23 protein-coding genes are annotated in these 24,342 nt (G+C 63.2%); 17 read left to right on the top strand and 6 right to left on the bottom strand.

Annotated features, from left to right (window positions below; translation table 11 throughout):
• Positions 1-16: 16 nt before the first annotated feature.
• Positions 17-748 (bottom strand): glutamine amidotransferase, encoded by a 732-nt coding sequence (locus tag ACFUOZ_RS15380; protein ID WP_377549637.1) that lies wholly within the window; start codon positions 746-748, stop codon positions 17-19.
• 198 nt (positions 749-946) lie between these two features.
• Here ACFUOZ_RS15380 and ACFUOZ_RS15375 point away from each other — a divergent pair, with 198 nt between their 5' ends.
• Positions 947-2,155: an MFS transporter gene (locus ACFUOZ_RS15375; protein WP_377549685.1), complete on the top strand. Its 1,209-nt coding sequence runs from the start codon at positions 947-949 to the stop codon at positions 2,153-2,155.
• Positions 2,156-2,329: 174 nt separating this feature from the next.
• The gene (locus ACFUOZ_RS15370) at positions 2,330-3,658 is read left to right on the top strand and encodes an ammonium transporter (RefSeq protein WP_262276060.1); all 1,329 of its coding nucleotides are present in this window, start codon (positions 2,330-2,332) and stop codon (positions 3,656-3,658) included.
• Between the two features lie 139 nt (positions 3,659-3,797).
• Here ACFUOZ_RS15370 and ACFUOZ_RS15365 read toward each other — a convergent pair whose 3' ends face one another.
• Both ACFUOZ_RS15365 and ACFUOZ_RS15360 read right to left on the bottom strand, forming a co-directional pair.
• Entirely contained in the window at positions 3,798-4,394 is a 597-nt protein-coding gene (locus ACFUOZ_RS15365; protein WP_377549635.1) for a DnaJ family domain-containing protein, read from the bottom strand.
• A gap of 247 nt (positions 4,395-4,641) precedes the next feature.
• The gene (locus tag ACFUOZ_RS15360) at positions 4,642-6,960 is read right to left on the bottom strand and encodes a SulP family inorganic anion transporter (protein ID WP_377549633.1); all 2,319 of its coding nucleotides are present in this window, start codon (positions 6,958-6,960) and stop codon (positions 4,642-4,644) included.
• Between the two features lie 243 nt (positions 6,961-7,203).
• Here ACFUOZ_RS15360 and ACFUOZ_RS15355 point away from each other — a divergent pair, with 243 nt between their 5' ends.
• From ACFUOZ_RS15355 to ACFUOZ_RS15345, 3 genes are read left to right on the top strand one after another with little or no spacing between them, the layout of a single operon-like run.
• Positions 7,204-8,298 carry an acyl-CoA dehydrogenase family protein gene (locus tag ACFUOZ_RS15355; protein ID WP_377549631.1) on the top strand — a complete coding sequence of 365 codons (1,095 nt, stop codon included), beginning with the start codon at positions 7,204-7,206 and terminating at the stop codon, positions 8,296-8,298.
• Positions 8,292-9,653 carry a PIG-L family deacetylase gene (locus ACFUOZ_RS15350; protein WP_377549629.1) on the top strand — a complete coding sequence of 454 codons (1,362 nt, stop codon included), beginning with the start codon at positions 8,292-8,294 and terminating at the stop codon, positions 9,651-9,653. The genes ACFUOZ_RS15355 and ACFUOZ_RS15350 overlap by 7 nt, the downstream gene beginning before the upstream one ends.
• Positions 9,650-10,444, top strand: a complete 795-nt coding sequence (locus ACFUOZ_RS15345) for a glycosyltransferase (protein WP_377549627.1) — start codon at positions 9,650-9,652, stop codon at positions 10,442-10,444. The genes ACFUOZ_RS15350 and ACFUOZ_RS15345 overlap by 4 nt, the downstream gene beginning before the upstream one ends.
• On the opposite strand, the gene ACFUOZ_RS15340 is transcribed toward ACFUOZ_RS15345, so the two are convergent.
• Complete coding sequence (locus tag ACFUOZ_RS15340; protein ID WP_377549625.1) at positions 10,441-11,019, bottom strand: adenylate kinase; 579 nt, start codon at positions 11,017-11,019, stop codon at positions 10,441-10,443. The two genes, ACFUOZ_RS15345 and ACFUOZ_RS15340, sit on opposite strands and share 4 nt — an antisense overlap.
• Positions 11,020-11,275: 256 nt before the next feature.
• Here ACFUOZ_RS15340 and ACFUOZ_RS15335 point away from each other — a divergent pair, with 256 nt between their 5' ends.
• The 4 genes from ACFUOZ_RS15335 (at position 11,276) to ACFUOZ_RS15320 (ending at position 15,101) form a co-directional block, all read left to right on the top strand.
• Positions 11,276-11,554 (top strand): hypothetical protein, encoded by a 279-nt coding sequence (locus ACFUOZ_RS15335; protein WP_377549623.1) that lies wholly within the window; start codon positions 11,276-11,278, stop codon positions 11,552-11,554.
• A 294-nt stretch (positions 11,555-11,848) separates the two neighbouring features.
• Positions 11,849-13,822 (top strand): amino acid transporter, encoded by a 1,974-nt coding sequence (locus ACFUOZ_RS15330; RefSeq protein ID WP_377549621.1) that lies wholly within the window; start codon positions 11,849-11,851, stop codon positions 13,820-13,822.
• A 97-nt stretch (positions 13,823-13,919) separates the two neighbouring features.
• Positions 13,920-14,750, top strand: a complete 831-nt coding sequence (locus ACFUOZ_RS15325; RefSeq protein WP_377549619.1) for an oxidoreductase — start codon at positions 13,920-13,922, stop codon at positions 14,748-14,750.
• A gap of 180 nt (positions 14,751-14,930) precedes the next feature.
• Positions 14,931-15,101 (top strand): hypothetical protein, encoded by a 171-nt coding sequence (locus tag ACFUOZ_RS15320; RefSeq protein WP_186313584.1) that lies wholly within the window; start codon positions 14,931-14,933, stop codon positions 15,099-15,101.
• 92 nt (positions 15,102-15,193) lie between these two features.
• Here ACFUOZ_RS15320 and ACFUOZ_RS15315 read toward each other — a convergent pair whose 3' ends face one another.
• Entirely contained in the window at positions 15,194-15,886 is a 693-nt protein-coding gene (locus ACFUOZ_RS15315; protein WP_377549616.1) for a hypothetical protein, read from the bottom strand.
• A 352-nt stretch (positions 15,887-16,238) separates the two neighbouring features.
• Between ACFUOZ_RS15315 and ACFUOZ_RS15310 the strand changes: the two genes are divergently transcribed.
• Both ACFUOZ_RS15310 and ACFUOZ_RS15305 read left to right on the top strand, forming a co-directional pair.
• Positions 16,239-17,369, top strand: coding sequence for a glycosyltransferase (locus ACFUOZ_RS15310; RefSeq protein WP_377549614.1), 1,131 nt, complete (start codon positions 16,239-16,241; stop codon positions 17,367-17,369).
• Positions 17,370-17,376: 7 nt separating this feature from the next.
• Entirely contained in the window at positions 17,377-17,568 is a 192-nt protein-coding gene (locus ACFUOZ_RS15305; protein WP_377549612.1) for a hypothetical protein, read from the top strand.
• Here ACFUOZ_RS15305 and ACFUOZ_RS15300 read toward each other — a convergent pair.
• Positions 17,565-18,893: a hypothetical protein gene (locus tag ACFUOZ_RS15300; protein ID WP_377549611.1), complete on the bottom strand. Its 1,329-nt coding sequence runs from the start codon at positions 18,891-18,893 to the stop codon at positions 17,565-17,567. The genes ACFUOZ_RS15305 and ACFUOZ_RS15300 overlap by 4 nt on opposite strands.
• A 283-nt stretch (positions 18,894-19,176) precedes the next feature.
• Here ACFUOZ_RS15300 and ACFUOZ_RS15295 point away from each other — a divergent pair, with 283 nt between their 5' ends.
• From ACFUOZ_RS15295 to ACFUOZ_RS15270, 6 genes are all read left to right on the top strand, one after another.
• Entirely contained in the window at positions 19,177-19,674 is a 498-nt protein-coding gene (locus ACFUOZ_RS15295) for an NUDIX domain-containing protein (protein WP_377549683.1), read from the top strand.
• A 282-nt stretch (positions 19,675-19,956) separates the two neighbouring features.
• Positions 19,957-22,263, top strand: coding sequence for a DNA/RNA non-specific endonuclease (locus ACFUOZ_RS15290; protein ID WP_377549609.1), 2,307 nt, complete (start codon positions 19,957-19,959; stop codon positions 22,261-22,263).
• A gap of 132 nt (positions 22,264-22,395) precedes the next feature.
• Positions 22,396-22,923 carry a hypothetical protein gene (locus ACFUOZ_RS15285; protein WP_377549607.1) on the top strand — a complete coding sequence of 176 codons (528 nt, stop codon included), beginning with the start codon at positions 22,396-22,398 and terminating at the stop codon, positions 22,921-22,923.
• 197 nt (positions 22,924-23,120) lie between these two features.
• Positions 23,121-23,513, top strand: a complete 393-nt coding sequence (locus ACFUOZ_RS15280; RefSeq protein ID WP_377549605.1) for a TNT domain-containing protein — start codon at positions 23,121-23,123, stop codon at positions 23,511-23,513.
• Positions 23,503-24,012 carry an Imm61 family immunity protein gene (locus ACFUOZ_RS15275; protein ID WP_377549603.1) on the top strand — a complete coding sequence of 170 codons (510 nt, stop codon included), beginning with the start codon at positions 23,503-23,505 and terminating at the stop codon, positions 24,010-24,012. Before ACFUOZ_RS15280 ends, ACFUOZ_RS15275 begins: the two co-directional genes overlap by 11 nt.
• A 50-nt stretch (positions 24,013-24,062) precedes the next feature.
• Positions 24,063-24,302, top strand: coding sequence for a hypothetical protein (locus ACFUOZ_RS15270; RefSeq protein ID WP_377549601.1), 240 nt, complete (start codon positions 24,063-24,065; stop codon positions 24,300-24,302).
• Positions 24,303-24,342 lie beyond the last annotated feature (40 nt).

Here is a 24,342-nt window from a genome sequence, read left to right as displayed (position 1 = left end):
AAAGCAGGCCCCACAACTAGCGTGCGTACCGCTGCGTGAAGTTCCGGAGCACCCGCATGGGTTCCTTCACGGACGATTCCCGGGCAGCTGCAATGAGCGCATCGGCTTCGTGGGGCGGGAAGTACCCTGCGTTCTTGTAGATGTTGATGCGGGTAACGAGGCCATCGGCGTCGAGCTCGGGGTGGAATTGAGTGGCGTAGAGGTTGCTCTTGATCCGGAACATATGCACCGGGCACGCAGCTGAGCTCGCCAACAGCACCGCGTGTTCCGGGAGCTTGCTGCAGGCCTCTTTGTGCCCCACGAACGCCTCAAAGGTCGAGGGGACACCCCGCAACATGGGATCCTGCTCCCCTTCCACGGTCAGCCTGATCTCCGTGGGACCCACCGGCTCGCCGAATCGCCTGTCTATGAGGGCGCCCTGATGCACACCCAACGTCCCGACGCCGTAGCAGGCACCCAGAAAAGGGAAGTCCTCAGCCACGACCCGGTCCAGCAGGGCCGAGAGCTCAGCCTCGACACGAATCTGCGCCGGGCTCTTTTCCTCCACAGGATCGCTGGATGTGTACGGACTTCCGCCAACGATCACCCCGGAGTAGTCCGCCAGATCGATGGCCGGCATGGGATTGGATTCCAGGCGGACGCGGACAAGCTGGGACGCATCCAGTCCGCAATAACGCAGGTAGGCCTGGTACTCGTCATCGGCTGCGGCGTCTTCGGCGCGGGTGGCCAGCAGGAGGAACGACTTCACAGGCCCAGTGTGCGGTAGGTCGCCTGCAGATTCCAAGTGCGTGGGTAGGTCTGACAGACACTCCCTCCGCGGGCCTTCGTTGCGTAGCGTTGAGATTGTTCGCGCTAACGCCCCCAAACGCGACCCACACCAAAGGAGACGTCTTTGACGCAGGACCCTGCCGCGGCAGACACCCAGCAAGCCACCAGGCCGGATGAGGTGACATCCCAGGACCAGTCAGCAAGCCACCGCCCCTCCAAGATTCCATGGGGTGGCCTGTTGGTGCTTGCAGCAGCAGGATTCACAGCGGTGACAACGGAACTCCTGCCCTCCGGCCTGCTCCCCCAGATCAGCCGGGACCTGGGCGTGGAGGAATCGGCTGTCGGTTCCCTGACAGCCGTGTATGCGGCCATCATCGTCTTCACGGCATTGCCCCTCTCACGCTTCCTGGCCGGACGCGTGCCCCGGAAAACACTTTTGATAGCCACCGTCCTGGCTTTTGCCCTGAGCAATGTCCTGCTGGCGTTGAGCCCCGCCCTGGGTTGGGCCATCGGGGCACGGCTCCTTGGCGGCATCGCACACGGCATGCTGTGGTCCAGCATGGCGCCCTATGTGGCACGAATCGTTCCGGCCCACTCCGTTGGCAAGGCTATGGCGGTCGTGTTCAGCGGCAACAGCATTGCGCTCGCGGTGGGAGCTCCGATTGGCACACTTATGGGATCACTGATGACGTGGCGGGCATCCTTCCTGGTTCTGGCGGGAGTAGGCGTGCTTTTGGCGGCGCTGGCGTTCTGGCTTCTTCCGGGAGCACACGAACAGGGCAGCCGGAACGCTCCGTCGCTGCGGGCTGCAATGAAACTGCCGGGCGTGGTCGCCGTCGCCATCGCGTGGCCCCTGCTGTTACTGGCCCATTTCACGCTCTTCACCTATGTGGCGCCGTTCCTTCTGGCCTCAGGTCTTCCCGAATCCGCCACCAGCCTGTCCCTCTCCGTGGTGGGAGTGGCCAGCCTTGTGGGCATCTGGATTGCCGGCATGACGGCAGACTCGCACCCGCGGCGCTCGGTGATTGCCGCCGTCGGACTCTTGACGCTGGCCTTCGCCCTGCTTCCGGCGCTCGGCGGCACCTGGGTGGGCGCGTTCGGCCTGATGACGTTGTGGGGCATCGCGTTCGGCGCGGTGGGCATCTACAACCAGGCGGCGATCCTGCGCGCGGGCGGCGAGCACAAGGACGCTGCCAACGGCCTCACGGTGGTGACAATCCAACTGGGCATCGCCGTCGGCGCCGTGTATGGCGCGTTCGCCTTGACCAGCTTCGGCGCCCAACTGGTCCCGCTGGCGGCCGCGATTCCGACGGCGATAGCGCTGTGCATCATCATCGCGAGCCGCCGCGGCGGCTACCCTGCAGGACCGCGGGAGAAGCGCCGTTAACATCCCTGAAACATGCCAGTGACCTGATCTTCACGAACCGGGGATTTCTGTAACTTACCTGCAACTTTGCTCTTCTGAGTCGGAAACATAGCTCACCGAATATTGATCGGGGGGCTAGCGAGGGCCGGATACGTCCAGCCCGTTTCGGACAGGCTTGATAAGAAGGGAACGCAGGTGGAGATCTCTGCGCAGAACGTCTGGATGATGTTGTCGGCGGCAATGGTGCTCTTCATGACCCCGGGCCTGGGTCTGTTCTACGGTGGCATGACCCGCGCCAAGGCAGCACTGAACATGATCATGATGAGCTTCATCTCGGCCGGCATCGTGGGCGTCGTGTGGGTCCTTTGGGGCTACTCGATGACCACCGGCGACGGCTTCCTGGGGCTCTTTGGCAATCCCTTCGCGCACTTCGGCCTGCAGGATCTCGTAGGCACCCCCGACCTCATCAAGGCCACCTTCGCTGCGACCTTTGCCATCATCACCGTGGCACTCATCAGCGGAGCCATCGCCGACCGGGCCAAGTTCGGCGCCTGGGCGTTGTTCGTTCCGATCTGGATCACCGTTGTCTACTGCCCCTTGGCCTACATGGTGTGGGGTGGCGGCCTGATGAGCGCCGGCGGCGCCGTCACCGAAGTCTTCGGCCAGGTGATCGATTTCGCCGGTGGTGCAGTGGTTGAGGTCAGCTCCGGAACAGCCGCTTTCGTCCTCGCATTGATCGTGGGAAAGCGCCACGGATTCGCCAAGGACCCCAACCACCGCCCGCACAACGTCCCGTTCATCATGATCGGCGCGGCAATCCTCTGGTTCGGCTGGTTCGGTTTCAACGGCGGCGCCGCGACCACCGCCGAACAGGCCGGCCTGATCTGGGTCAACACGCTGGTAACCCCTGCCGCGGCGATGCTCAGCTGGCTTGTCGTCGAGAAGATCCGTCACGGCCACCCGACCTCCCTGGGTGCCGCATCCGGCGTCGTTGCCGGCCTCGTGGCCATCACCCCCTCCTGCGCCAACATCACCCCGCTGGCCGCGGTTGGCCTGGGCCTTGTGGCCGGTGCCGCTTGCGCAGTGTTCGTTGACCTGAAGTACAAGTTCGGCTTTGATGACTCCCTGGACGTGGTGGGCGTGCACTTCGGCGCAGGCGTCATTGGCACCCTTTCCCTCGGCTTCATCGCTACCCCTGTTGACGGGGTTGGCGGCGGCCTCTTCTACGGCGGCGGCCTGCAGCAGCTCATCGCGCAAACCGTAGCCGTGGTGATCACGATCGCACTGTCCGGCCTGGGCACCCTGGTGATCGGCCGGATCATCAACAAGACCATTGGCTTCCGCGTTCCCCATGAGCACGAAATCACCGGCGTGGACCTCACCCAGCACGCCGAGTCCGCCTACGAATTCGGCCTCACCGCACACGGCCACTTCCGCCAGCAGCAGGCACACCTGTCGGCGCTGATCACGCGGAAGCCTGCCGCTTCCGAGCCCGTCGCAGCCAAGGAAGACAGCCTGGCCTGACGGCACCACAACCCAAACAGCAGCCGACGGCGGGCCCCGGGTTCCGCCGTCGGCTGCTGTTGTGCGCGCCCCACCCAAGTAGGTAACAGTAAACGTCGTTTTGAACGGTGATAACGACGTTATCTGCGACTCAGTTGGGTCAGCCGGAGCCGTTCCACAGGCGCTGCCACCACGTGCGTCTGGTTTCCGCCACGGGTTCCGGTTCGGGTGGTGCTGAGGCGGCTCTGCGTTCCCTCCACCGCTGGACCTCGGCGTCCACGTCCCGGAGCTTTGTGATCACGGGAGGGCCGCCCTGCAACTGCCGCCTGGCTTCGATGACCCTCTTGTTGAAGTCTTCCAGGATGTCCCGGACCTGTTTTTCGGTGTATTGCTGGTCCAGTTTTACGTCGAGTTCGGCGTCTTCGATCCTCAGCAAGATGGCGGGAGGGCCGATCCCGCTCAGGCGTTCGCGTTGGATCAGGCCCTTGACCCACCAGTCGGGGTCATAGTGCTCGCCGAGCCCCGGAATCGGTTTGCCGGCGTATTTCAGGTTGTCGAACTTCCCTTGGTCCATGGCGTCGCGGATCAGGTATTCAACGCGGGCGGCATCGTCCACCTTCCGCCGCTTCTCGCGTTCTTCGGCCTCCGCGGCTTCGAGTTCAGCGTCCTCTTGGGCGTTGCCGCCCCAACCGCGTACAGCGCGAAGTTCCGCCCCGCGCTCGAGCCTCCGCCGGAAAGCATTGTTCCCGTCATTCATCGTCTCGGCCACCTCCTCGAACGGCAACCCTTGCCTGCCGGAATTCGTGGTTCTCCGTCCAGTATTCCGCACCTTTCAATGGTTAATCCCGTACCCAGGGCGGCGTCATCGAAACCACTGGGCGTAGCGTGTGCCGCCAGCACCGGCTTTGAAGCTGCAACAGCCCCGGCACGCCGTGGATACGGGGTGCCGGGGCTGTTTCGTGGCCCAAAGTGGGTGGTGGCGGTACGGCCGGGCCGGGCCGGACTTAGCGGACGGCCATGCTCGGGTCCAGCTGTTCGATCCCTTCCGGTGTCACCAGGACCACGCGGGCCGTGCAGATGTCGTAGAACAGTCCTGTCGCCTGCACCTGCCCGGACGCAAGCGCTGGCCCGCTGACTGGGTGCTCGGACAACTTGCCCAGCTGGATGGCCACGTTCACCATGCTGAGCTGATCCAGGCGGCTGAAACCCTCGGCTTCGGCGGCGCGCGCCACGGGGTGTCCCTCCAGGAGAGCCTGGTAGCTGGGCCGTGCATGCTCGAGCCAGGTATCGAACCCTCGTCCCAATCCAGCATCTGAGCCTTCGGCATCGGCGATCACAGCTTTCATGGCGCCGCAATTGGAGTGGCCACAGACGACGATCGAGTCCACGGACAAGGCCTTCACCGCGAAGGCCAGCGTCGAGTCGATTGAGGCATCGTGGTCATCGCTGCACACCACGTTTCCGATGTTCCGCAGCGTGAGCAGATCGCCGGGGCCGCTGCTGGTGATCAGGTTGGGGTTCACCCGTGAATCGACGCAGGCCACGAACAGCGTGTCCGGATTTTGTCCTTCGGTGAGGTCCTGGACCAACGGCCGGACTTTGTCTGCGTGCCGGCGGTGGTATTTGTCGATGCCCAGGAGGATCGACCGCAGCGGCGGGTGCGGGTCGCCGTCGTCGTTGTTCCTCTGGCCTGCCACGTCGGAGACCTGCCACGACGTGCGCGGCGGAAGCGGAAACTCGCGCGGTTCCTGACGTTGCGGCGTGTTGTCTTCGGCGTCGGTGAAGGCGGTTGTGCCGTGTTCCTCCACCACCACCGTTGCGCCGCCGTTCCGCTGCTGCTTCTCCCAGGCCACCAGGGACTCGCGGAAGGCGTGGTCGAGGTAGTCCGCGTTGAGCTCGACCCTGGCGTCCTGGCCTTCGGGCACGGAATGAAGAACCCGGTTGAGCCGGGGCAGCGCGAAGAAGCTGCATGAGCCGGCGATGGTCACCCGCCACGGTAGGCCGTTCGCGACCGGGGCGTGCGCCTGGATCTGTGCCCTGAGCACCCGCCACAGCACGCACAGCGCGGCCAGGGCCAGCCCAATGATGACGCCCTCCAGCAAGTTGAGGACCACAACGCAGACCACGGTGACGGCATAGACCAGGAGATCACCGGTGCGAAGACTGGTGCGGATATCCGCCACCTTGATGAGCTTCGCGCCGATTACCAGCAGCAAACCAGCCAGCACGGACAGCGGAATCAGCTGGATAAGCCCGGCGAACAACGCGGAAAACACCAGGACCCACACGCCGTGCAGGATGGCGGACGTCCGGCTCTTCGCACCGGCCTCCACGTTCGTGGCGCTACGGACAATCACACCGGTCACGGGCAAGCCACCGAGCATGCCGGAGACCATGTTCGCCGAACCCTGGCCGACGAGTTCGCGGTTGAGGTTTGTCCGAATCCCGCCATGCATCTTGTCGACGGCGACGGCGGAGAGCAGGGACTCAATGCTGGCAATCAGCGCGACGGTGATGACGGCCATGACGGCGGCGCGCCAGTTGCCGTCGGGCAGGCTGGGGAGGGCGACGGCGTCGAAAATCGAACCGCTGAAGCTGATCCGCTCCACGCCCGGCGCCACCGCAACGGAAAGCGCCGTAACAGCAACGACGGCGGCGAGCGGCCCAGGTACTTTACGCACGGCGGCGGGGAGGAACTTCCAGGACAGCAGGATCGCGACGACGGCCAGCCCAAGCAGCGCCGAGTGCAGCTCGACGTTGGTGACAGCGGCGGGGAGCGCTGTGAGGTTCTCGACGGCGGATCCAGCGGCTTGCCCACCGAGCAACACATGGAGTTGCTGCAAAATGATTGTTATTCCGATGCCCGCGAGCATCGCCTTGACCACCACCGGCGACACTGCCAGCGCGGCCCGGCCGATACGGCTGACACCCATGAGCAGTTGAACGACGCCGGCACCAACCGTGATGGCGCAAGTCACCTGCCAGCCGAACTCTGCAACCAGACCGGCGACGACGACGGTCAGTCCCGCGGCGGGGCCGCTCACCTGCAGTGGGGAGCCCCCAAGGCTGCCGGCGACAATTCCGCCCACGGCCGCGGCGATAAGGCCCGCCATGATGGGCGCCCCGGAGGCGGCGGCGATACCCAGGGACAGCGGGAGGGCTACGAGGAAGACCACCAGCGACGCGGGGAGGTCGGCACCGAGGTTGCTGAGGAAGCTGGGCTTCTTGGGGCTGGGCTTCTTGGGGCTGGGCCGGCCGGTTCCTTGGCCCGGCGGGCTGTGGGAGTCGGCGGGGATGGTGGCGGATTCGTTGGATTGGGGCATTGGGTTCTCCTGGCTCGGGATCGGCTGACCCTTCCAAGCTACGGAATCTGTCATGACTGGTGACAAGCGGATGTGACACGTATGACAAAACTTGTGAAGATGGACCGTCATGTGGCGACAAAGGGGAACTTTTGCAGGGGGTGGGCTCGTTGGAGGCTGTTGGCCGGACGACGGCGGGAACCTCCCGCCGTCGTTTCTTTTCGCCCGCAGCTAAACTAAGGGTCCTTAGAATAGGCTGGGTCCATGAGCGCACCCGACCCCCAGCCCGTACGCATCAGCTCGGTCCCTGTACAGCTCCAAGCCCTGGAGCCTTTGCTCCACCAAGTGCACGCCGCCGTGGGTGACGTTCCGGCGTTGCTTCGCATCGCAAAGGACATTGGGCAAACAGCTCCCATGCCCGGCGAAGGCAACACGGCCAAGCTGTGGGAACTCCTCGCCTCAGTGACCGCGGTGGATGTGGCCGCGGGGCGGGTCTTTGAGCCCCACTTGGACGCCCTCGCGATCCTGTCCCAGTCCGGCGTCGAAACCGACACCGCAGGTGCATGGGGAGTTTTCGCCGCCGAGGGTCCGGGGATGAAACTCGAAGCCAAGCGGACCGCAAACGGCAGCTTCGTCCTCAGCGGCTCCAAACCATGGTGCTCCCTGGCCCAGCAGTTGGACAGCGCCGTCGTCACGGCGCACCTTCCGGACAACGGCGGGCGGGCCGCGTTCGCGGTGAACCTGAAAAACCCCGGCGTGACGGCAGAGACGCCGTCCTGGACAAGCCGCGGCCTGCAGGAGATCCCCAGCGGCACAGTTCATTTCGACAACGTCCCGGCCAACCCCGTCGGCGGCGAGGACTGGTACTTCAAGCGCCCCGGATTCGCATGGGGCGGAATGGGAGTGACTGCCTGCTGGCTGGGCGGTGCTGTCGCAGTGGCCAGGGACTTCGCCGCGGCACTCACAAAAGCCGCAGCCAATGGCCGCGAACCGGACCAGATTGCGTTGGCCGCTTTGGGAGACATCGACCGCACCATCAGCGGAATCATTGGCTACCTCGCCCAGACGGCCGAACGCATCGACGCTGGCGAGCTCGACGCCGAGGCCGATCCCGACGACGCCACCCGGGACAACCCAAGCCCCTGGAGCGACGCCCTGCGTGTCCGCGGAACTGTAGCCGCCGCCGTCGAACGCGTCCAAACCCTGGTGACGCAGAACCTCGGCCCCGGCCCCCTGGCGTTCGACGAGGCATACGGAAAGCGCATGGCGGACCTTTCCCTGTACATCCGGCAGCATCACGCCATGCGCGACGATGCCCAGCTGGGCGCCCTGACGCTGAAAGGGGACCGCAGTTGGTGACTTTCACGCACGCCGATGCCGGCACGTCCGAGGCCGACTGGGCGCGCAGCGGTGTTGCCGCCCTGCCCGAACTTCCCCTGGACCAGGATGAACTCGCGGGGATGACGTTCGTGGTGCTCGCCGCGCATCCGGACGACGAAACCCTCGGCGCCGGCGGCCTCGTCGCCAAACTGCACGCGGCGGGCGCGGACATCAGGTTCCTGCTTTGCACTGCCGGAGAGGCGTCGCACCCGGAATCGCCCACGACGACGCCGGAACAGCTTGCCGCTGTCAGGCTCACTGAGTTCGGGGCGGCTGTGTCGGGGCTGGCCCCCAGCGCGGCCTGGCGGTTTTTGGAACTGCCGGACGGCCAACTAGCGGCAAACGCAGACCGGATCTCGGCCGCGGTGCGGGAAGTCATCGAGGACTCAGGGCGGCCGGCGGAAAACGTGACGATAGTGGCCCCCTACCGTTCCGACGGGCACACCGACCACGACACCCTTGGCTCGACCGCTGCGGAGCTTGCCAGTGCCGGAGGCCACGGCCTCCTGGAGTACCCCATCTGGTATTGGCTGTGGGCGGGACCGGACGATGGAACGTGGCGGAACTGGGTCCGGGTACCGCTCTCGTCTGCGGAACGGGACGCGAAGGCCAAGGCCATGCGCGCCCACGCCTCCCAAACGGACCCCCTGTCCGCAGAGCCCGGCGATGAGACCTTGCTTTCGAGCACTTTCCTGGAACACTTCGGCAGGCCGTGGGAGACCTTCGCCTGGCAGCCATCGACGGCGGGCACCAACAGCGCCAAGGATGCGGAAAGGATCTTCGATGAGGTCCATTCGAGGGAAGAGGACCCCTGGAGCTACACCACCAGCTGGTACGAGCGCCGGAAACGCGCGCTGACCCTGGCCGCCCTGCCCCGGGAATCCTATGAATCAGGCTTGGAACTGGGCTGTTCCATCGGCACGCTGAGCCAGGAGCTCGCGGAGCGCTGCGAGTCATTCCTCGGCGTGGATGCCAGCAGCAAGGCGTTGGAGGAAGCCCGGAAACGATTCTCCGGACACTCGCCCGGGTTTCGCCATCTCACTGTGCCCCACGAATGGCCTGAAGGTACCTTCGACCTGGTGGTGTTGTCCGAGACCGGCTACTACCTCTCGCCGGAAGAGCTCAACGAACTCCTTGCACGGATCCAGGCCTCCACCCGCCCCGGAGGCACGCTGCTTCTGTGCCATTGGCGGCACCCGATCTCCGGCTGGCAGCTCGACGCGGAAGCGGTGCATGCGATGGCCCGGACCACGCTTCAGTGGCCAACACATGGGATTTACCGGGAGAAAGACTTCATCCTGGAGGTCCTCCTCGCCCCGGACACCGCCACATGACAAGCCCGGAATCGCAGGGCATCCGGCAGCTGGCGGTCGTCGTGCCCGCCCACAACGAGGACCAGCACATCGGCAAAGCGCTGGCAGCCCTTGGAACAGCTGCGGATGCTCTGCAGCATTCGCGGCCGGAGATTCAGGTCAGCATCACCGTTGTTCTGGACAGCTGCACTGACCGCTCGGCAGACATCACTGCCGGGTTTGTTGCCGGTGATCCGCGGTTCAGTTCAATGAACGTTGCGCTGCGCAGTACAGGGGCCAGCCGACGGCAGGGCATCCGCGCAGCGCTGGAGTCGCTGGCCCCACCGCCGCCGCCAGGTTCGCCGCAGCAGCCAGGTCCGCCGCAGCAGCCAGGTCCGCTGCAGGCACTTTGGCTCGCCAACACCGACGCCGATTCCACCGTCCCAGCGAACTGGTTGACCCGCCAGGTGGAGCTCGCCAACGAGGGCGCCGACGCCGTCCTGGGTTCCGTGGAACCTGACCCCGACGATCTGGACCCGTCAGTGTTGGGGCGGTGGTTGGAACTGCACCCGTTCCGCGAGGACCACCAGCACATTTACGGCGCGAACCTGGGTGTCCGGGGCTCCGCGTACCTGGCCGTCGGCGGCTTTCCCAAACTGCGGACCCACGAGGACCGCGTGCTGGTGGAGCGTCTTCGCGGCCGTGGATTCCGGGTGGTTGCCACCGACACTTTGCGGGTCCTGACATCCGGGCGCACTCACGCCCGCGCACCGGAGGGCTTCGCGGCCTACCTCCGCGTGCTCGGAGGTGGACTTCCCGCAGCGACGGGCTAGGACGCCAACGCTTTTTCGACGGCGGCAATGGCGGCGGTCGTGATGTTTTCGCGCTCGCCCGATCCCTCAATCGTGAGCAGGATCCCCCGCTGCAGGTAGGCCGACAGCACTGCCTGGGTCTCATCCCGATACAGTTCCAAGCGCCGTTGGATGACATCTTCCGTGTCATCGCGGCGGCCCTGTTCCTTGGCACGCAGCAGCATGCGGGCAAGCAATTCTTCGTCCGGCACTGTGAGCGCAAGGACAGCTTCCAACGCCTGTCCCCTCACTGCCAGAAGCTCGTCCAACGCTCCGATCTGGATCACGGTCCGCGGATAGCCGTCCAGCAGGAACCCATTGGCGGCGTCGACGTCCTCAAGCCGCTGCTTGAGCATGTGGGTGGTCACATGGTCCGGCACGAACTCACCCCGGTCCATGTAGCCGCCGGCCTCCAGGCCCAGTGCGGTCTTGTCCCGCGCGTGGGCTCTGAAAAGGTCTCCCGTTGAAATGGCCGGGACGCCGAAATGCCGGGCGATATGGACTGCCTGGGTGCCTTTGCCGGAACCGGGAGGGCCCATAATGATGATTCGCGCCATGACACTGGTCCGTTTCGAGAGGCGGCCGGGGCTTTAACGATACGCCCGCAGCAGCGCGGCCGTCCCGGCGTCGTAAATCCCGTGCCTTCCCGACCCACTTTGCCGCGCCTCGAAGCGATAAGCAGCCGGTATGGGTTGATTTTCCCGCAGCGTCGCCCGAAAGAGGGTGGGGAAGGCACGCCCGGCCTCTGGTGGGCGGCTCCAAATCCCGATATTGTAAGGATACTGATCAATTGGATGCAGCGAGGAGGACATCGTGACCGAGAAGGATACGGAACGCACCACCGCAAGCGAGGAGACCTTGAATCCGATCACCCACCCCTTCGACCAGACCAATGGTTTGGCCGACGACCTTGAGGGCGATTCGGACGGGACCGCTGAGAGCGACACCCGCAGCGAGGCCGAGCGCTCGGACGAGGACGAGTCAGGTGCCGGAGTCTTCCAAGGCGATACGTCGGAGGACGCCACCGGACCGGAAGGCCGGCGCGGACCGGGTGCCATACCACCGCTGGGTGGCTCGCTCGGCCAGCACTGACAAGAAAGGCCGCGACTGACAAGAAGGGCCGCCCGGGACACGATGTCCTGGGCGGCCTTTTCCTGTGTCAGCCCTCCAACGCTCTCTCACGTTCTGGCCCTTTCCGGGCAACCCTCTATCACCACGTGAGAGAGGGTGGCCCGGAAGGGTGTGGTATGTGAGAGAGGGTTGGCAGCCCTCCCGCCCCCTGCCGCGTTAAGGACTCATCAAGAATCCTCCCCAGCCGGTACCAAGCATCCTTAGCGGTGCTATGTTCAGCTCAGATTGAATGAGCGTAGGGCTGGGAGGAAACCCATGACCACGTTAAGCAGGCCCCCGGCAGACCCGTCAGCGCAGGGACCCAAGGGCTGGACGTCGTTCCGGACCTGGCTCCTGTTCGGCCTGCAGGACAACAAAGGGCGGCATCAGGGCCCCGGCGGCGTCAGCGCGGCCCACGAGCGGAAGCACCACTGGTGGCAGGTCATGTGCCTGACGGGTGTGGACTACTTCTCCACGTTGGGTTACCAACCGGCCATCGCTGCGCTTGCTGCCGGGGTGATCTCGCCGTTGGCCACCATCGTCCTGGTTGCCGTGACCCTGCTCGGTGCGCTGCCTGTGTACCGGCGGGTCGCGGGTGAGAGCCCGCGCGGCGAGGGTTCCATTGCCATGCTGGAGCGGCTCCTCCCCCGCTGGGGCGGCAAACTCCTGGTTCTGGTTCTTCTGGGCTTCGCGGCCACGGACTTCATGATCACCATGACCTTGTCCGCTGCCGACGCCACGGCCCACCTCATCCAGAACCCGGTCATGCCCGGCTGGTTGCAAGGCCAAAACGTGCTGGTGACCTTGTTCCTCCTGGCTCTCCTGGCGGCGGTGTTCCTGCGCGGATTCAAGGAAGCAATCGGTGTCGCCGTTGTACTGGTGGTCCTCTACCTAGGGCTGAACGTGGTGGTCGTCGCCACCACGGTGGTGGAAGTGCTCACCCATCCCACGGCGGTTGGGAATTGGTGGCAGCTGCTCTGGACCTCGCATGGGAACCCGCTCATGGCCATCGCCATCGCGTGCATCGTTTTCCCGAAGCTCGCCCTGGGCCTCTCCGGCTTCGAAACGGGCGTTGCCGTCATGCCGCAGGTGCAAGGCGATCCGGATGACACCGATGCCGCGCCCAGGGGCCGGATCCGGGGTACGCGCCGCATGCTGACCACAGCTGCCCTGATCATGAGCTCCTTCCTCATCACCTCCAGCTTCACCACGGTGGTCTTGATCCCCGAACACGAATTTGAACCGGGCGGCCAGGCAAACGGGCGCGCCCTGGCCTACCTGGCCCACGAGTACCTGGGCCTCGGCTTCGGAACCGTGTACGACGTCAGCACCATCGCCATCCTGTGGTTCGCCGGCGCCTCCGCCATGGCCGGCCTGCTCAACCTCGTCCCTCGCTACCTCCCCCGCTACGGCATGGCCCCCGACTGGGCCAAGGCAGTCAGGCCACTGGTTCTCGTCTTCACGCTGGTGGGTTTCTTCATCACCGTGGTCTTCAAAGCCGACGTCGACGCCCAGGGCGGTGCGTACGCCACCGGCGTTTTGGTGCTCATGACCTCAGCCGCCGTCGCCGTGACACTATCCAGCCGCCGTCGTCATCAACGCAAGCGGACTATCGCCTTCGGTGCCATAGCCACGGTCTTCGTCTACACCACCGTGGCGAACGTCGTCGAGCGCCCGGAAGGCATCCGGATCGCAGCTGTTTTCATCGCCGGGATCATCGGCATTTCCCTGCTGTCCCGCGTGCGGAGGTCGTTCGAGTTGCACGCCACGCATGTCCACATGGACCGCAACGCCCTGGAATTCATCCTCGACGACGCAGGTCCTATCCGCCTCATCGCGCACGAACCCCGCAGGCTCACGGCCGAGGCTTACCGGGAGAAGCTGGTCTCCGCCATTGAGGTCAGCCACCTCCCCCTCAACTACCACGGCATGTTCCTGGAAGTGGTGCTGGATGACACCTCCGATTTCGAGACCGAGCTCTACGTCAAGGGCATCGAGCGGCACGGCTACCGGATCCTGGAAGTCCATGGTCCGGTGGTGGCGAACACCATTGCCTCCGTGCTGCTCCATATCCGCGACGTCACAGGCCTGATGCCCCACATCTATTTCCGCTGGACCGAGGGCAACCCGATCACCAACCTGCTGCGTTTCCTGTTCCTGGGCGAGGGCGAGATCGCGCCCGTAACCCGTGAGGTCCTGCGGGAGGCTGAACCGGACGTGAGCCGCCGCCCGTGGGTCCACGTGGGCTGATCCCGACAGTGGCATTGTCGGTACCCGTTAACGGAGGCACTCCCTCATGCGCGGGGAGTAGCGTTCAGTTGGATAGGTCACCCATGAAAGGAACATCATGACTACCTGGCTCATCACAGGCTGCTCCACGGGCCTCGGCCGCGCGCTGGCCCAAGCGGTCCTCGCGAAAGGCGATAACGCCGTCGTCACCGCCCGCAACACCGATTCCCTGCAGGATCTCGCCACGGAATTCCCGACGACGGCACTGGCCGTGGCGCTCGATGTCACCGACCAGTCGCAGGTGGACGCGGCCGTCAAGCAGGCGGAGGAACGTTTCGGCGGCGTCGACGTCCTGGTCAACAACGCCGGCTACGGTTACCGCGCTGCCGTTGAAGAGGGCGACGACGCCGACGTCCGGGCCCTGTTCGACACCAACGTTTTCGGTCCCGTCGCCATGATCAAGGCCGTCCTGCCCGGCATGCGTTCCCGCCGTTCCGGTGCGATCGTGAACATCTCCTCCATCGGGGCCCTGATCTGCCCTCCCGGTTCGGGCTACTACTCGGCCACGAAAGCTGCGCTGGAGGGCATTTCGGGCTCCCTCCGGAAGGAACTGGCACCCTTGGGGATCACCGTGACGGCTGTGGAACCCGGTGGTTTCCGGACCGACTTCGCAGGCCGTTCCCTGACACAGTCCGCCGCAGCCATCGACGACTACGCCGAAACGGCCGGCAAGCGCCGCAAGGAAAACGACACCGTCCACGGCACCCAACCGGGTGACCCGGACAAGGCTGCACAAGTGATCATCAGTGCCGTCGAGGCTGACGAAACACCGGGATTCCTGCTGCTCGGAGCCGACGCCGTCTACGCCTACAACGCCGTGGAGGAAACCATGCGGGCAGAGGTTGAGCGCTGGCGTGAGCGCAGTGCCGCCACCGGTTACACGGAGTAATGAGAAACGTGTAATCGGTCACACTTCGGCCGTTTGGCTTGTTTTTCAGGTTGGGCAGCATGAACCATGAATGAGGGAATTCGTTCCCATACAAGCTGAATCAGCAATCCTCACCGACGAGGATGCGGCCCCGGGCGAAGAGGCTTGGGGCTGTCAACGGCCTGAGTGAAAGTACTGACAATGACGACACATACTGACTCCATCACGCTGAAAATCTGGGACAAGTCGGCCATCGACCACACCATCGATGCCGCCATCCAGTCCCTCTCCCACCGCGCTGCCGCTGAAAACTGCGGAATCGCCGTGACCCTCAGCGGACCGAAAACCTTCACGGTTGCCCTGAGCCGCTAAGCAGCTCGAAACAAACGCAAGAGGACGACGCCGGGACCTCCCGACGTCGTCCTCTTGCGTTTAAGCGCGAGTTCGCGGGGGGCTGAACTTTCCTACGGACGCTTCGCAAGAATTGCAGCGACCTCACTTTGGACGGTCAGATGGCGATTTGCTGCCGGAGAAAGAGCTTTGACGACGAAGGAAATCTCCCGGCGCCGACCTTCAGAGCCGGACAGGATGGGTTCATGGTGAGCTACCCGGTTTCGAAAGTCGCGAACACGGATCAAAGTCCTATTGAGATGCTTACGGTCCGTCCCTGGGGGAAAGGCCTTGTGCAAGTACGGAACCCAGATCGCCTTCTCGTGGAAGTCCGAGGTGAGATAGGTCCAAAAGCCGAAAGTTGTCTCCGCCAGCACCTTCCCTGGAGCGGGACTTCGTTGCCCTTGCACCATCCCCGCACGGGTCCGGGCTTCCTCTACTTTGCGCCTCGAGGTTGCATTCGTATCGACTCGCTGCCCCCTCTGCTTGCGGTAACTGATCGGAAACAAAGTAAGAAGAGTGGCTGGGTCAGACCAGTGGGTATCGCCGACCACGACCGCCGCGGCCAACTGTCGATCGTACGCGTTCCGCAAACCCACTTCCAGATGGCCCAGATCATGCAGAAATGCCGCGCCGAGATGCGCATTCCACTCGTAGAGATCCAGGGCGCGACGCCGGGATCCACCAGAAGCCGTCAAGTAGGTCCCGAACCGTTCCGGGCTCAACCAGTCATCCACCCAGCCGTCATTGGGGACATTTGTAGGCACTGCGGGATCTCCTGTATGGTTTATTCGAAAGCCAAATTGACCGCTGGTCTGGGACCATGTTACTTGGCAAAGAATTTGGAGACTCCGGTATTCCGCAACTGCGGACCCGGAGTTTTCCGTTTCCCGGGTTTTTTGGCACCTGAAGCCCGTTTCCCTTCCGATGGTTCCCCTCGGGGCGCCACGATCTGCCCTCCGAATCATCACAAGGCGCCCGCGGCAGTTTGCGTGAGCCTTCAAGCAAACCCTGACCAAACCTTGAGTTTTCCTTGACGGTTTGCCCGCCCCTTTCTTGCGTTGGCGTTGGAACTCTAAATGAGACAACGCAATCAACGCCGGAACGGAGGGGGATACCATGCTCACGGAAACCACAGTCCACACAGAAATACCGGACGCCGCCGTGGCGCCACGAGGATCCCACCGAGCCGCCGGCGGGGTAGTCACCGTGCTGGTCCCGGCCCACAACGAGTCCGCCGGCATCACCGAAACCCTCGTCTCCCTGAACAACCAAACCCATCGGCCTGACCGCGTGATCGTGGTGGCCGACAACTGCACGGACGACACCGAAGAACTCGCCTTGGCGCAGGGGGCGGAGGTCATCCGCACCGTGGGGAACAAGGACAAGAAGGCCGGGGCACTGAACTTCGCCCTCAGCAGGCTCCTTCCCGATGCCGATCCCGAAGACCTGATCCTGGTCCAGGATGCCGACTCACAGCTGGCTCTGGACTTCATTGAGAACGCCACGGCAAACCTACTCCGGGACGAGCTGCTCGGCGCGGTGGGCGGGGTCTTCCGTGGAGGTCCCGGTGGCGGTTTCGTCGGCCATCTCCAGCGCAATGAATACGCCCGCTACGCCCGCGATGTGAAGCGGCTGCACGGCAAGTGCTTGGTGGTTACAGGGACAGCCGCCTTGTTCCGGGTGAAGACCCTTCGCGACGTCGCCGCCGCCCGCCTCCAAGGCACCCTTCCACCCGGCAACGGCAAGGGCGGCATCTACGACACGTCCGTCCTTACCGAGGACAACGAACTCTCCTTCGCCCTGCTGACACTGGGCTACCGCATCGCTTCTCCGGCCAACTGCACCCTGGTCACGGAGGTCATGCCCACGTGGCGCGAATTGTGGGCGCAACGGCTCCGGTGGAAGCGGGGTGCGGTGGAGAACTGCGTGCAATACGGGTGGACCAAAGTGACCAGGCCCTACTGGGGCCGCCAGTTCCTTTCCATGATCGGCGTCGTAGTGACGCTGGCCTACTTTGGTTCCATCCTCTTCGCGCTTATTTCAGGAATGGGCCTGAACCTTCAGCCCTTCTGGATTGCCGTCACCGGCATCTTCATCCTCGAACGCGTCATCACTGTGCGCTTCCGGGGCTGGAGGTACATGCTGCTGGCCGCAACCATGTACGAAACCGTTATCGATGTCTTCCTCCAGGCTGTCCACGCCAAGGCGTACCTGGACGCAGCATTCAACCGCAAGAAAGTTTGGTAGTTTCCCGATGTACAACAACCCCGCAAACCCCCTCGCTGGAGCAGCCGTGGGCGGGATGGGATCCGGCACCCTCGCAATGACCGGAGCCGGCGACCTGTTCTGGTTCGCTTTGGCTGCTTTTGCCATGCTGGCGCTGGGCCTGGCGATCAAGAGGATCGTTCCCGTCCGCGCACAGAAGGACGTGCCAACCGCGTTCTAGGGAACCACCGCTGTGCTGGCCGAGAACTTGGACACCGTGGTGTAACCTGCCTTGGATCCCGTGACTCTGACGCTCATGGTGTCAGCTTTGTCAGCACTCACGAGCTTGTAGTTCTTGGACGTTGCCCCGGCAATGACTGCGCCGGAGCGGTACCACTGGTACGCCAACGTAGTTCCGGAAGTCCACGTTCCCGGGTTGGCGGTCAACGTCGAACCCACCGTGAGCGTCCCGGTGATGGTGGGGGTGGGGGCCACCAAGGTTCCTGCCGCCACCGCCGCCGTCGGGGCGGATTCCTTCGTCGCCGAGGCATAGCCAGTCAGGCTTCCCGTCACACGGACAGTCAGGCTTGCACCCTGATCGGAAGCGGCCAAAACCCGGGTGGAACCCGTGGCCCCTGAAATCGCCGTGCCGTTCTTGAACCATTGATAGGCCAGGGTGGTTCCGGCAGGCCAAGTTCCCGGAACAGCCGTCAGCGTTGATCCCACTGCGGCTGTGCCCGTGATGGTAGGAGTCGGCCCGGTGAGCTGATTGGCCGGTACGAAGGAAAAGTCCCTGATGGTGACGGATTCCGGCGCAACGTGTGCCGCATCTCCGCCGCCGCCGCCGGTAACCCACAGGTTGAAGTGGATCTGCTCCTTGGCGGGCGTGGGAACGGTGGAGCCCTCCAGTACGGTCCTCTTCAGAAGTGGCCCGTTGTATCCTTCCCCCGCAAACGTCTCGAAGGTGATCCTGCCCGGCTCCCAGACCATCCGGTGGGTCAGGATCGGCGCATTGGTGACGTCGAAATTGACGGTGTTGTTGCCCTGCCCGGGAGGCAAGGTGGCGTCGAACCAGTACCCGTGTCCCTGGGTAACTGGCCAGCTTTCGCCGTACGCGGCACCGCCGCCCCACGCCGAGGCCTCACACAGGTCGATCTCGGTGTATCCGGGCGTGGCGTTGGGATCGTAGGTGAACAGGCAGCCCCACACCACTTCTTTTTGAAGCGCACTGACGTCCTTTTCCACAGTGGTGCTGTATGTGCCGTAGCCGAAACCTTCACGCGTGGATTGGAATTCCGCGCCCACCGGAGCCGATCCCGTGGGATTGCTGATGGACAGTTTCACATAGCCATTTGCGTCCGGATTGCTGACATTGTTGGCATCCCAGCTTGCGTTGTACATGGGCGCTCCGCCCCAGAAACGCTTCTGCCAATTGAATCCCTTCCACGCAAAACTGCCCACAGGGCCAGGATCATCGGCCATGGGCGTTGTGTCCGCCGCGTTGGATGGACCAATTCCCGCAAACATCGACATGGCAACCGCAGCAACCACCGCGACCCCCATCATTTTTCTTCCCCCACGTGGAAGGAGCCTCACTGACCTTGCCATAGCTGTTTCCTCCTGCTGATGCGCCCGGAAATGCCGGCGGCTGGTCCCGCCGGCCGCAATACCCTTCCACCCCCGAAGAAGGTACAACTCCTCGATTATCAAGGAGCCGCAGTCCTGTCGGAAGTGAAATTGGCACCGGGAATCCCGGAATTAACATCGATTGGATAACGGCGACGTGCAGCGGCGTAGCCTTGAGGTGTTCTTGTGAAATGTGCAGGCAGCATTTGGCCCGGGAGGCACCATCAGTATCCGCAGCGCAGGCATCATCCTTTACAGGCTAAACAGTGCCGAAGAATTGGAGCTCTGGATAGCCCACATGGGAGGGCCTTTTTGGGCCCGGAAGGACCAGCACGCCTGGTCGATTCCCAAAGGAGAATTTTCCGACGACGAAGACGCGCTGGCTGCCGCACGACGCGAGTTCACCGAAGAAATCGGCACTCCTCCCCCACCGGCCGACTACGTTTTGCTCGGCACATTCCGGCAGCCCTCAGGCAAACTCAACACCGCGTTCGCCGCCGAAGCCAATGATTTTGAGCCCGAGGAGATTGTCAGCAACACCTTCCCCATGGAATGGCCCAAAGGCTCCGGTGCCATCAAGGAATTCCCGGAGATTGACGACGCCAAATGGTTCGGGGAAGCCGTGGCCAGGACCAAGCTCGTTAAAGGGCAACTGCCGATCGTGGATGCATTGGTCCAGCGCCTCGACGGGCAAGTTGACGACGGCGGCCCGCGGGTCTGAGACGGCCCGCACCTGAGGCGCGGCCGCCCTGCGGAGTCAGCCGGCCGCCGTCGTATGCCACCTGGTTCACCACCTAGACGAGCCGGTCCAGGACTAAGTGTTGGCGTTTCCACCACCTAATTTGGTGCGAATGGGACTAGGTGTGGGCTCTTCGAGCACCTAGACCCTGTTTTCCGTGCTTACGGTGTGCCCCAATCGAGCACTTCGTTTTGGGGGAGAATCCATGGCCGTTGAACACCTGCCTGCCCGTGCGCCCGCAACATCGACCACTGGCACCGCCTCATGAGCGTGGATTTCACCGATGTCTGCACCTCTACTGCGGGGCCGTCGGGGATCAGCATGGACGGGTTGCCTCCCCTGCCGGACCCCGAGGCCCTGGACACCCAAGCCCGCGCCCTGGCCACCTCCGGTGAAGCGGTCCATTCCGGGATCAATGACGCCGCACGGTCCTGGGCCGGGCTTTCCGGTGCTTACGAAGCCCCCGAAGCCGGGCACGTCCTGGCCGGTTTCGGGCCGGTGTTCACCCAGTCCCGCGACCTGGCCGCCCTGACCGGGAAAGCCGCGACCACCCTGGCCGCGTACGCGGACCGGGCCAGGGAACGGAAACAACGCATCAACACCCTCCGCGCCGACATCCAGGCGCTGGACGCCACCATCCTGGCCAACGATGACTGGCAATCAAACCTGAACATCGTCGACCGGCACCGCGAGACCATGGACAAAGCCAGCGCCCTGGCCCAAGCCATCCTCGACTCCGACGCGACCTGCGCCACCGAACTCAGCGCCCTGACCTGCGGACAAAGCTACACCGCCGCTACCATCCCACGGTCCAACCTCAACAACTCCACCGACCTGCTCTCGAACGCGTTCAACCACGTCCAGCACTTCTTCGGAACCGACGAGAAACTCCCCGACCTGCCCTGGGGCCCACCGAACGTGTCCCTGCGCCTGGGAGGCCTCGGATCCGCGGGCCAAGGATTCATCAGCGCCCTCATCGGCGCCGGCCAAGGCCTGCACACACTCCTGGGCACCAACGACCACATCAAACAAGCCCTCGCCTGGCACAGCCTGTTCGCCCTCGGCGGTGCCGTCCTGACCACCAAAAACGTCATCGCCAGCGGCGGCAAAGACATGACCGCCCAGGACGCCCAAGCCCTGCAAACCACCGCCGGACTGGCCAAAGAAACCATCCACTACGACGAATGGGGCACCGACCCGTGGCACGCCGCGGGCGCCACGACCTTCGACGTCGCCTCACTCCTCGCGGGCGGCACCGGCGCGGGCCTGGTCGCCGGATCAGCCGCCGCAAAGTTCGGCCTGGCAGCAGAACGGCTGAGCATCGCCACGATGGACAGCGCCAGGCTCAGCCGGATCTCATCGGCGCTCGGTAACGCTGCCAATGGGTTGCACCGGACGAGCATGTTCTTGGACAAACCAGGGTCGCTGGCACTGAAGGTAGCAGACCTCGTCATGCCAGAGACCACCATGAAAGTACTTGACCGGCTCACCCAAACACGGGCCGCGGGATGGGCCGGGCTCAGCCTTGCCAAGGCGGGCACCATCGAACTGGCCCAAGATCTGAAGCGAACCACGGCCGATACCCTAACCAACATCGGTCAGGGCCTGCGAAACGCCGAAGCGCACCTTCCTACCGCCTTGCATCCGGAACCGGCAGGGGTGCCGAACCGGCTGGACAACGTCACGGCCGGAATCCGCGAGAATACCACGCACCCGGCGACCGGCACCGGCGCACGCATCGACAGCACCACATCCACGGCGCTACGTGCGGTTACACCCGACCCGTTCCCGCCGCACCCAAACATCGCGAACACCGTGCTGCTACAACATGGTCACGATCTCTTCCCAGTGAGCCGGGCAGACAACTTTGCCGCTAAAACCGGGCTGCAACCCCACACCGAGTACATCGTCGAGCACCGCACAAAAATGCGGGACGACACCGGTGGGCTCACTGCAGACACACTGGAGAGGTTCTACACCGACGCCACAGGACGGGTCGAACGCGTAGACACCTTCGCCGGCATCAAGGGTGCCTGGTCCACCGAACTCAACAAGCGCATGCCCAACGTCACCTACAACGTGGTGGCAACAGCCGACGGTGGTCTCAAGAACCACTTCACGATCATCACCGATGACTTCGCCAAGCCCAAGAGCGTCGAGGCGCACATCACCGGGCTCCTCAAAGGCGACATCAACCGCAACACATGGCAGCAAATACTCGCCGGCCTACGTGTAGGCGGACCCGGCTACGAAGGCGGCCACCTCATCGCCTCCCTCTTCGCCGGCCCCGGCGAAGGAGCCAACCTCCTCGCCCAACTCATGTTCCAAAACAGAGGCCACGGAACCCCCAACGTGCCCGCCAACACCCAGGCCTTTTTCCAACTCGAAAGAGAACTCATGACAAAAGCCCTCCACCGCATCGACACCGGCCAACCCCTAGACTTACACCTAAAAGTAGAAGCCGTCGCCGGACCAAAACCCGGGCTGCCAAGCGGGCTCAAAGTTTCCCACTCATTTGACAGAGACTTGCCCCAAGATGACTTCTTTCCCAATCTTGAACTCCCCAAGTAAAGAGGCCTCTAAATGCAAGACTCAGTTGTTGAAAGCCCGCTAATACGGAAAGGGCTAGCCCGGCTTCAAGAACACACGTTTTCCGATATTGGCCTAGGTTCTGGAGCCGAGGAGGTTATAAGCACATCCTTGATGTCTTACGATACGTCGAAGCGGTTCACCGATGTTTGCCGCCGAGGCCAATGGGGAGGCCGGGATTGGGACATTGATTTCCCTGCCGAGCTCCTTGAGTACTGGCTGATGGAAGTAAGGCGAGAACTGTATTCCCCCGGTGTAGGCGCATGGAAGACATTTAGAGTGTTCCTCTTCCCGTCTCAAGAGGGGCGCCTAGAAGCATTTGATCGTGAAATTCTCACACGAGGCATTTTCGGCGATCCAGCCAGTTCCTCTAGCCCAGCGTCTGGACAGGCCGTCAAAGCAGATCTTCTAGCGTTCCCCCGTACATTCAGCAATATTCAGGATTGGATGTGGGATGCTCTCCGTAAGGAAGCCTTGTCACCCCCGGTCTACAACGAGCAACTAAAATCTGTGGACTGGGACAACAAGCGTCTACCCGTCACCGACACCGGCACCGACTTCTCCGTCGAACCGGAAATCATCGACCCCTCCAAAGAACCCGGCGTCTTCGCAAAAATCGGCAAGAAGCTCTTCGGCGGCTGAAATCGACCGGGACCAGGCACGCGTGGGGTTGAGCTCATACCAACGGAGATCATGCCTACCGCAAAACTACAGGCAACCAGGTAGGCCTCAAGCGTCTGCCGAATCCATGGACTGTTGAGACTGCCACCGGATGGAAGGCCCCATTTGCCGCAAACTCGTATCTTCAGAGTCCCATTTACAAAAGGATCCTTGCCCACATGTGGAACCGCTATCCCCCTAATGACGGCGCCGTCAGCACCAGCCGTCGCGAGACAAGAGACCTATCGCAATTCAGGTACGAATTCGGCCACGTTCTCGACCGAGTTGGATTCGAGGACGGTTCACACCTCTATGCACTCAACGGCGGTGAGCCATACAGCTTCGAAGCCCGTTCACTCCCGGTCAGTGACCTCGAATTGCCCTACTCCCGATACCGGCTAGCCGACGCCTGGCCCGAAGGCGCGGATGGTTGGATAGTAGAAACCTCCGTCGTGGCACCTCATTTCGGACGAAGCGGGGGCGCGCTCCAAGTACTTTTCTTCGATGTCAGTCGTTCCCTCCTGACCGTGGAAGAACTCATTAAGTCAGGAGTCTTGACGTATGAGCAATGAATTAAAGCCCATGATTGATCGACTGCTGGAAACGATCAACGCGGCCGGCTATTCGATCGTTACCTCACAAGATGGCTCATGGTGCCTGTACAACCTCGGCGGGGAAGTCAAGATGTACCTTCTGCAGGCGGAGGACCGATTCGTCGTGAGCCGAGCAGAACGATCAGGGGAAGAAGAAGTATTCTTCGCGTCTCAGTCCATCGTCGATATCGAGCTGGCACTCCTCCATTGCTTCACTAATCTCTTCCGCCGTCGTGAGCACCAGCCGTTCCTCGTTGCCACACCTGTACCCATTAGTCCGCGCAAGGCAGCGCCAGGCTTTACCGTTTCGCATTCACCGGACGGCACATGGCTGCTGCAGTCAACGGCCGGCGCCCCGGAACGGACGGGTAGGATGATCACCCTCGTTGAATTTTCCTATTACGCCCATATGCGGCCATACGACCTGTGGAAGGCCATGAATCTGCAGGAAGACTCCCCCTTCCAACCGCTAACCTAGCGCCCGCACGACAACGACAACACGGAACCAGCGCTCAGACGACGACATAGATGACTGCCGAAAAAGATGATGCAATGGTTGCGGGTGACTTCAGCTCAAACTGGTCAAACGGCTGCACCGATTTCTCTGTTGAACCGGAAATCATCGACCCCTCCAAAGAGCCGGGAGTCTTCGCAAAGGAGTGGTCCTTGGAAGCCGTCCTTAAGTACGGCGAATCGTTCAAGGCCGTCAACACTGGCATCCTCCGCAGCGACACCGCCAGCGCGAAAAATGAGCGTATTCGGAAATAGCTTCCACCCACACCAAAACCCGCGACTACGAAAATCACAT

It is taken from the genome of Paenarthrobacter sp. NPDC057355, assembly GCF_042667405.1.
In the GTDB taxonomy this organism is placed as follows: Bacteria; Actinomycetota; Actinomycetes; order Actinomycetales; family Micrococcaceae; genus Arthrobacter.
Note: the sequence above shows the minus strand (reverse complement) of the source record. Positions and strands in the feature narration are given on the sequence as shown.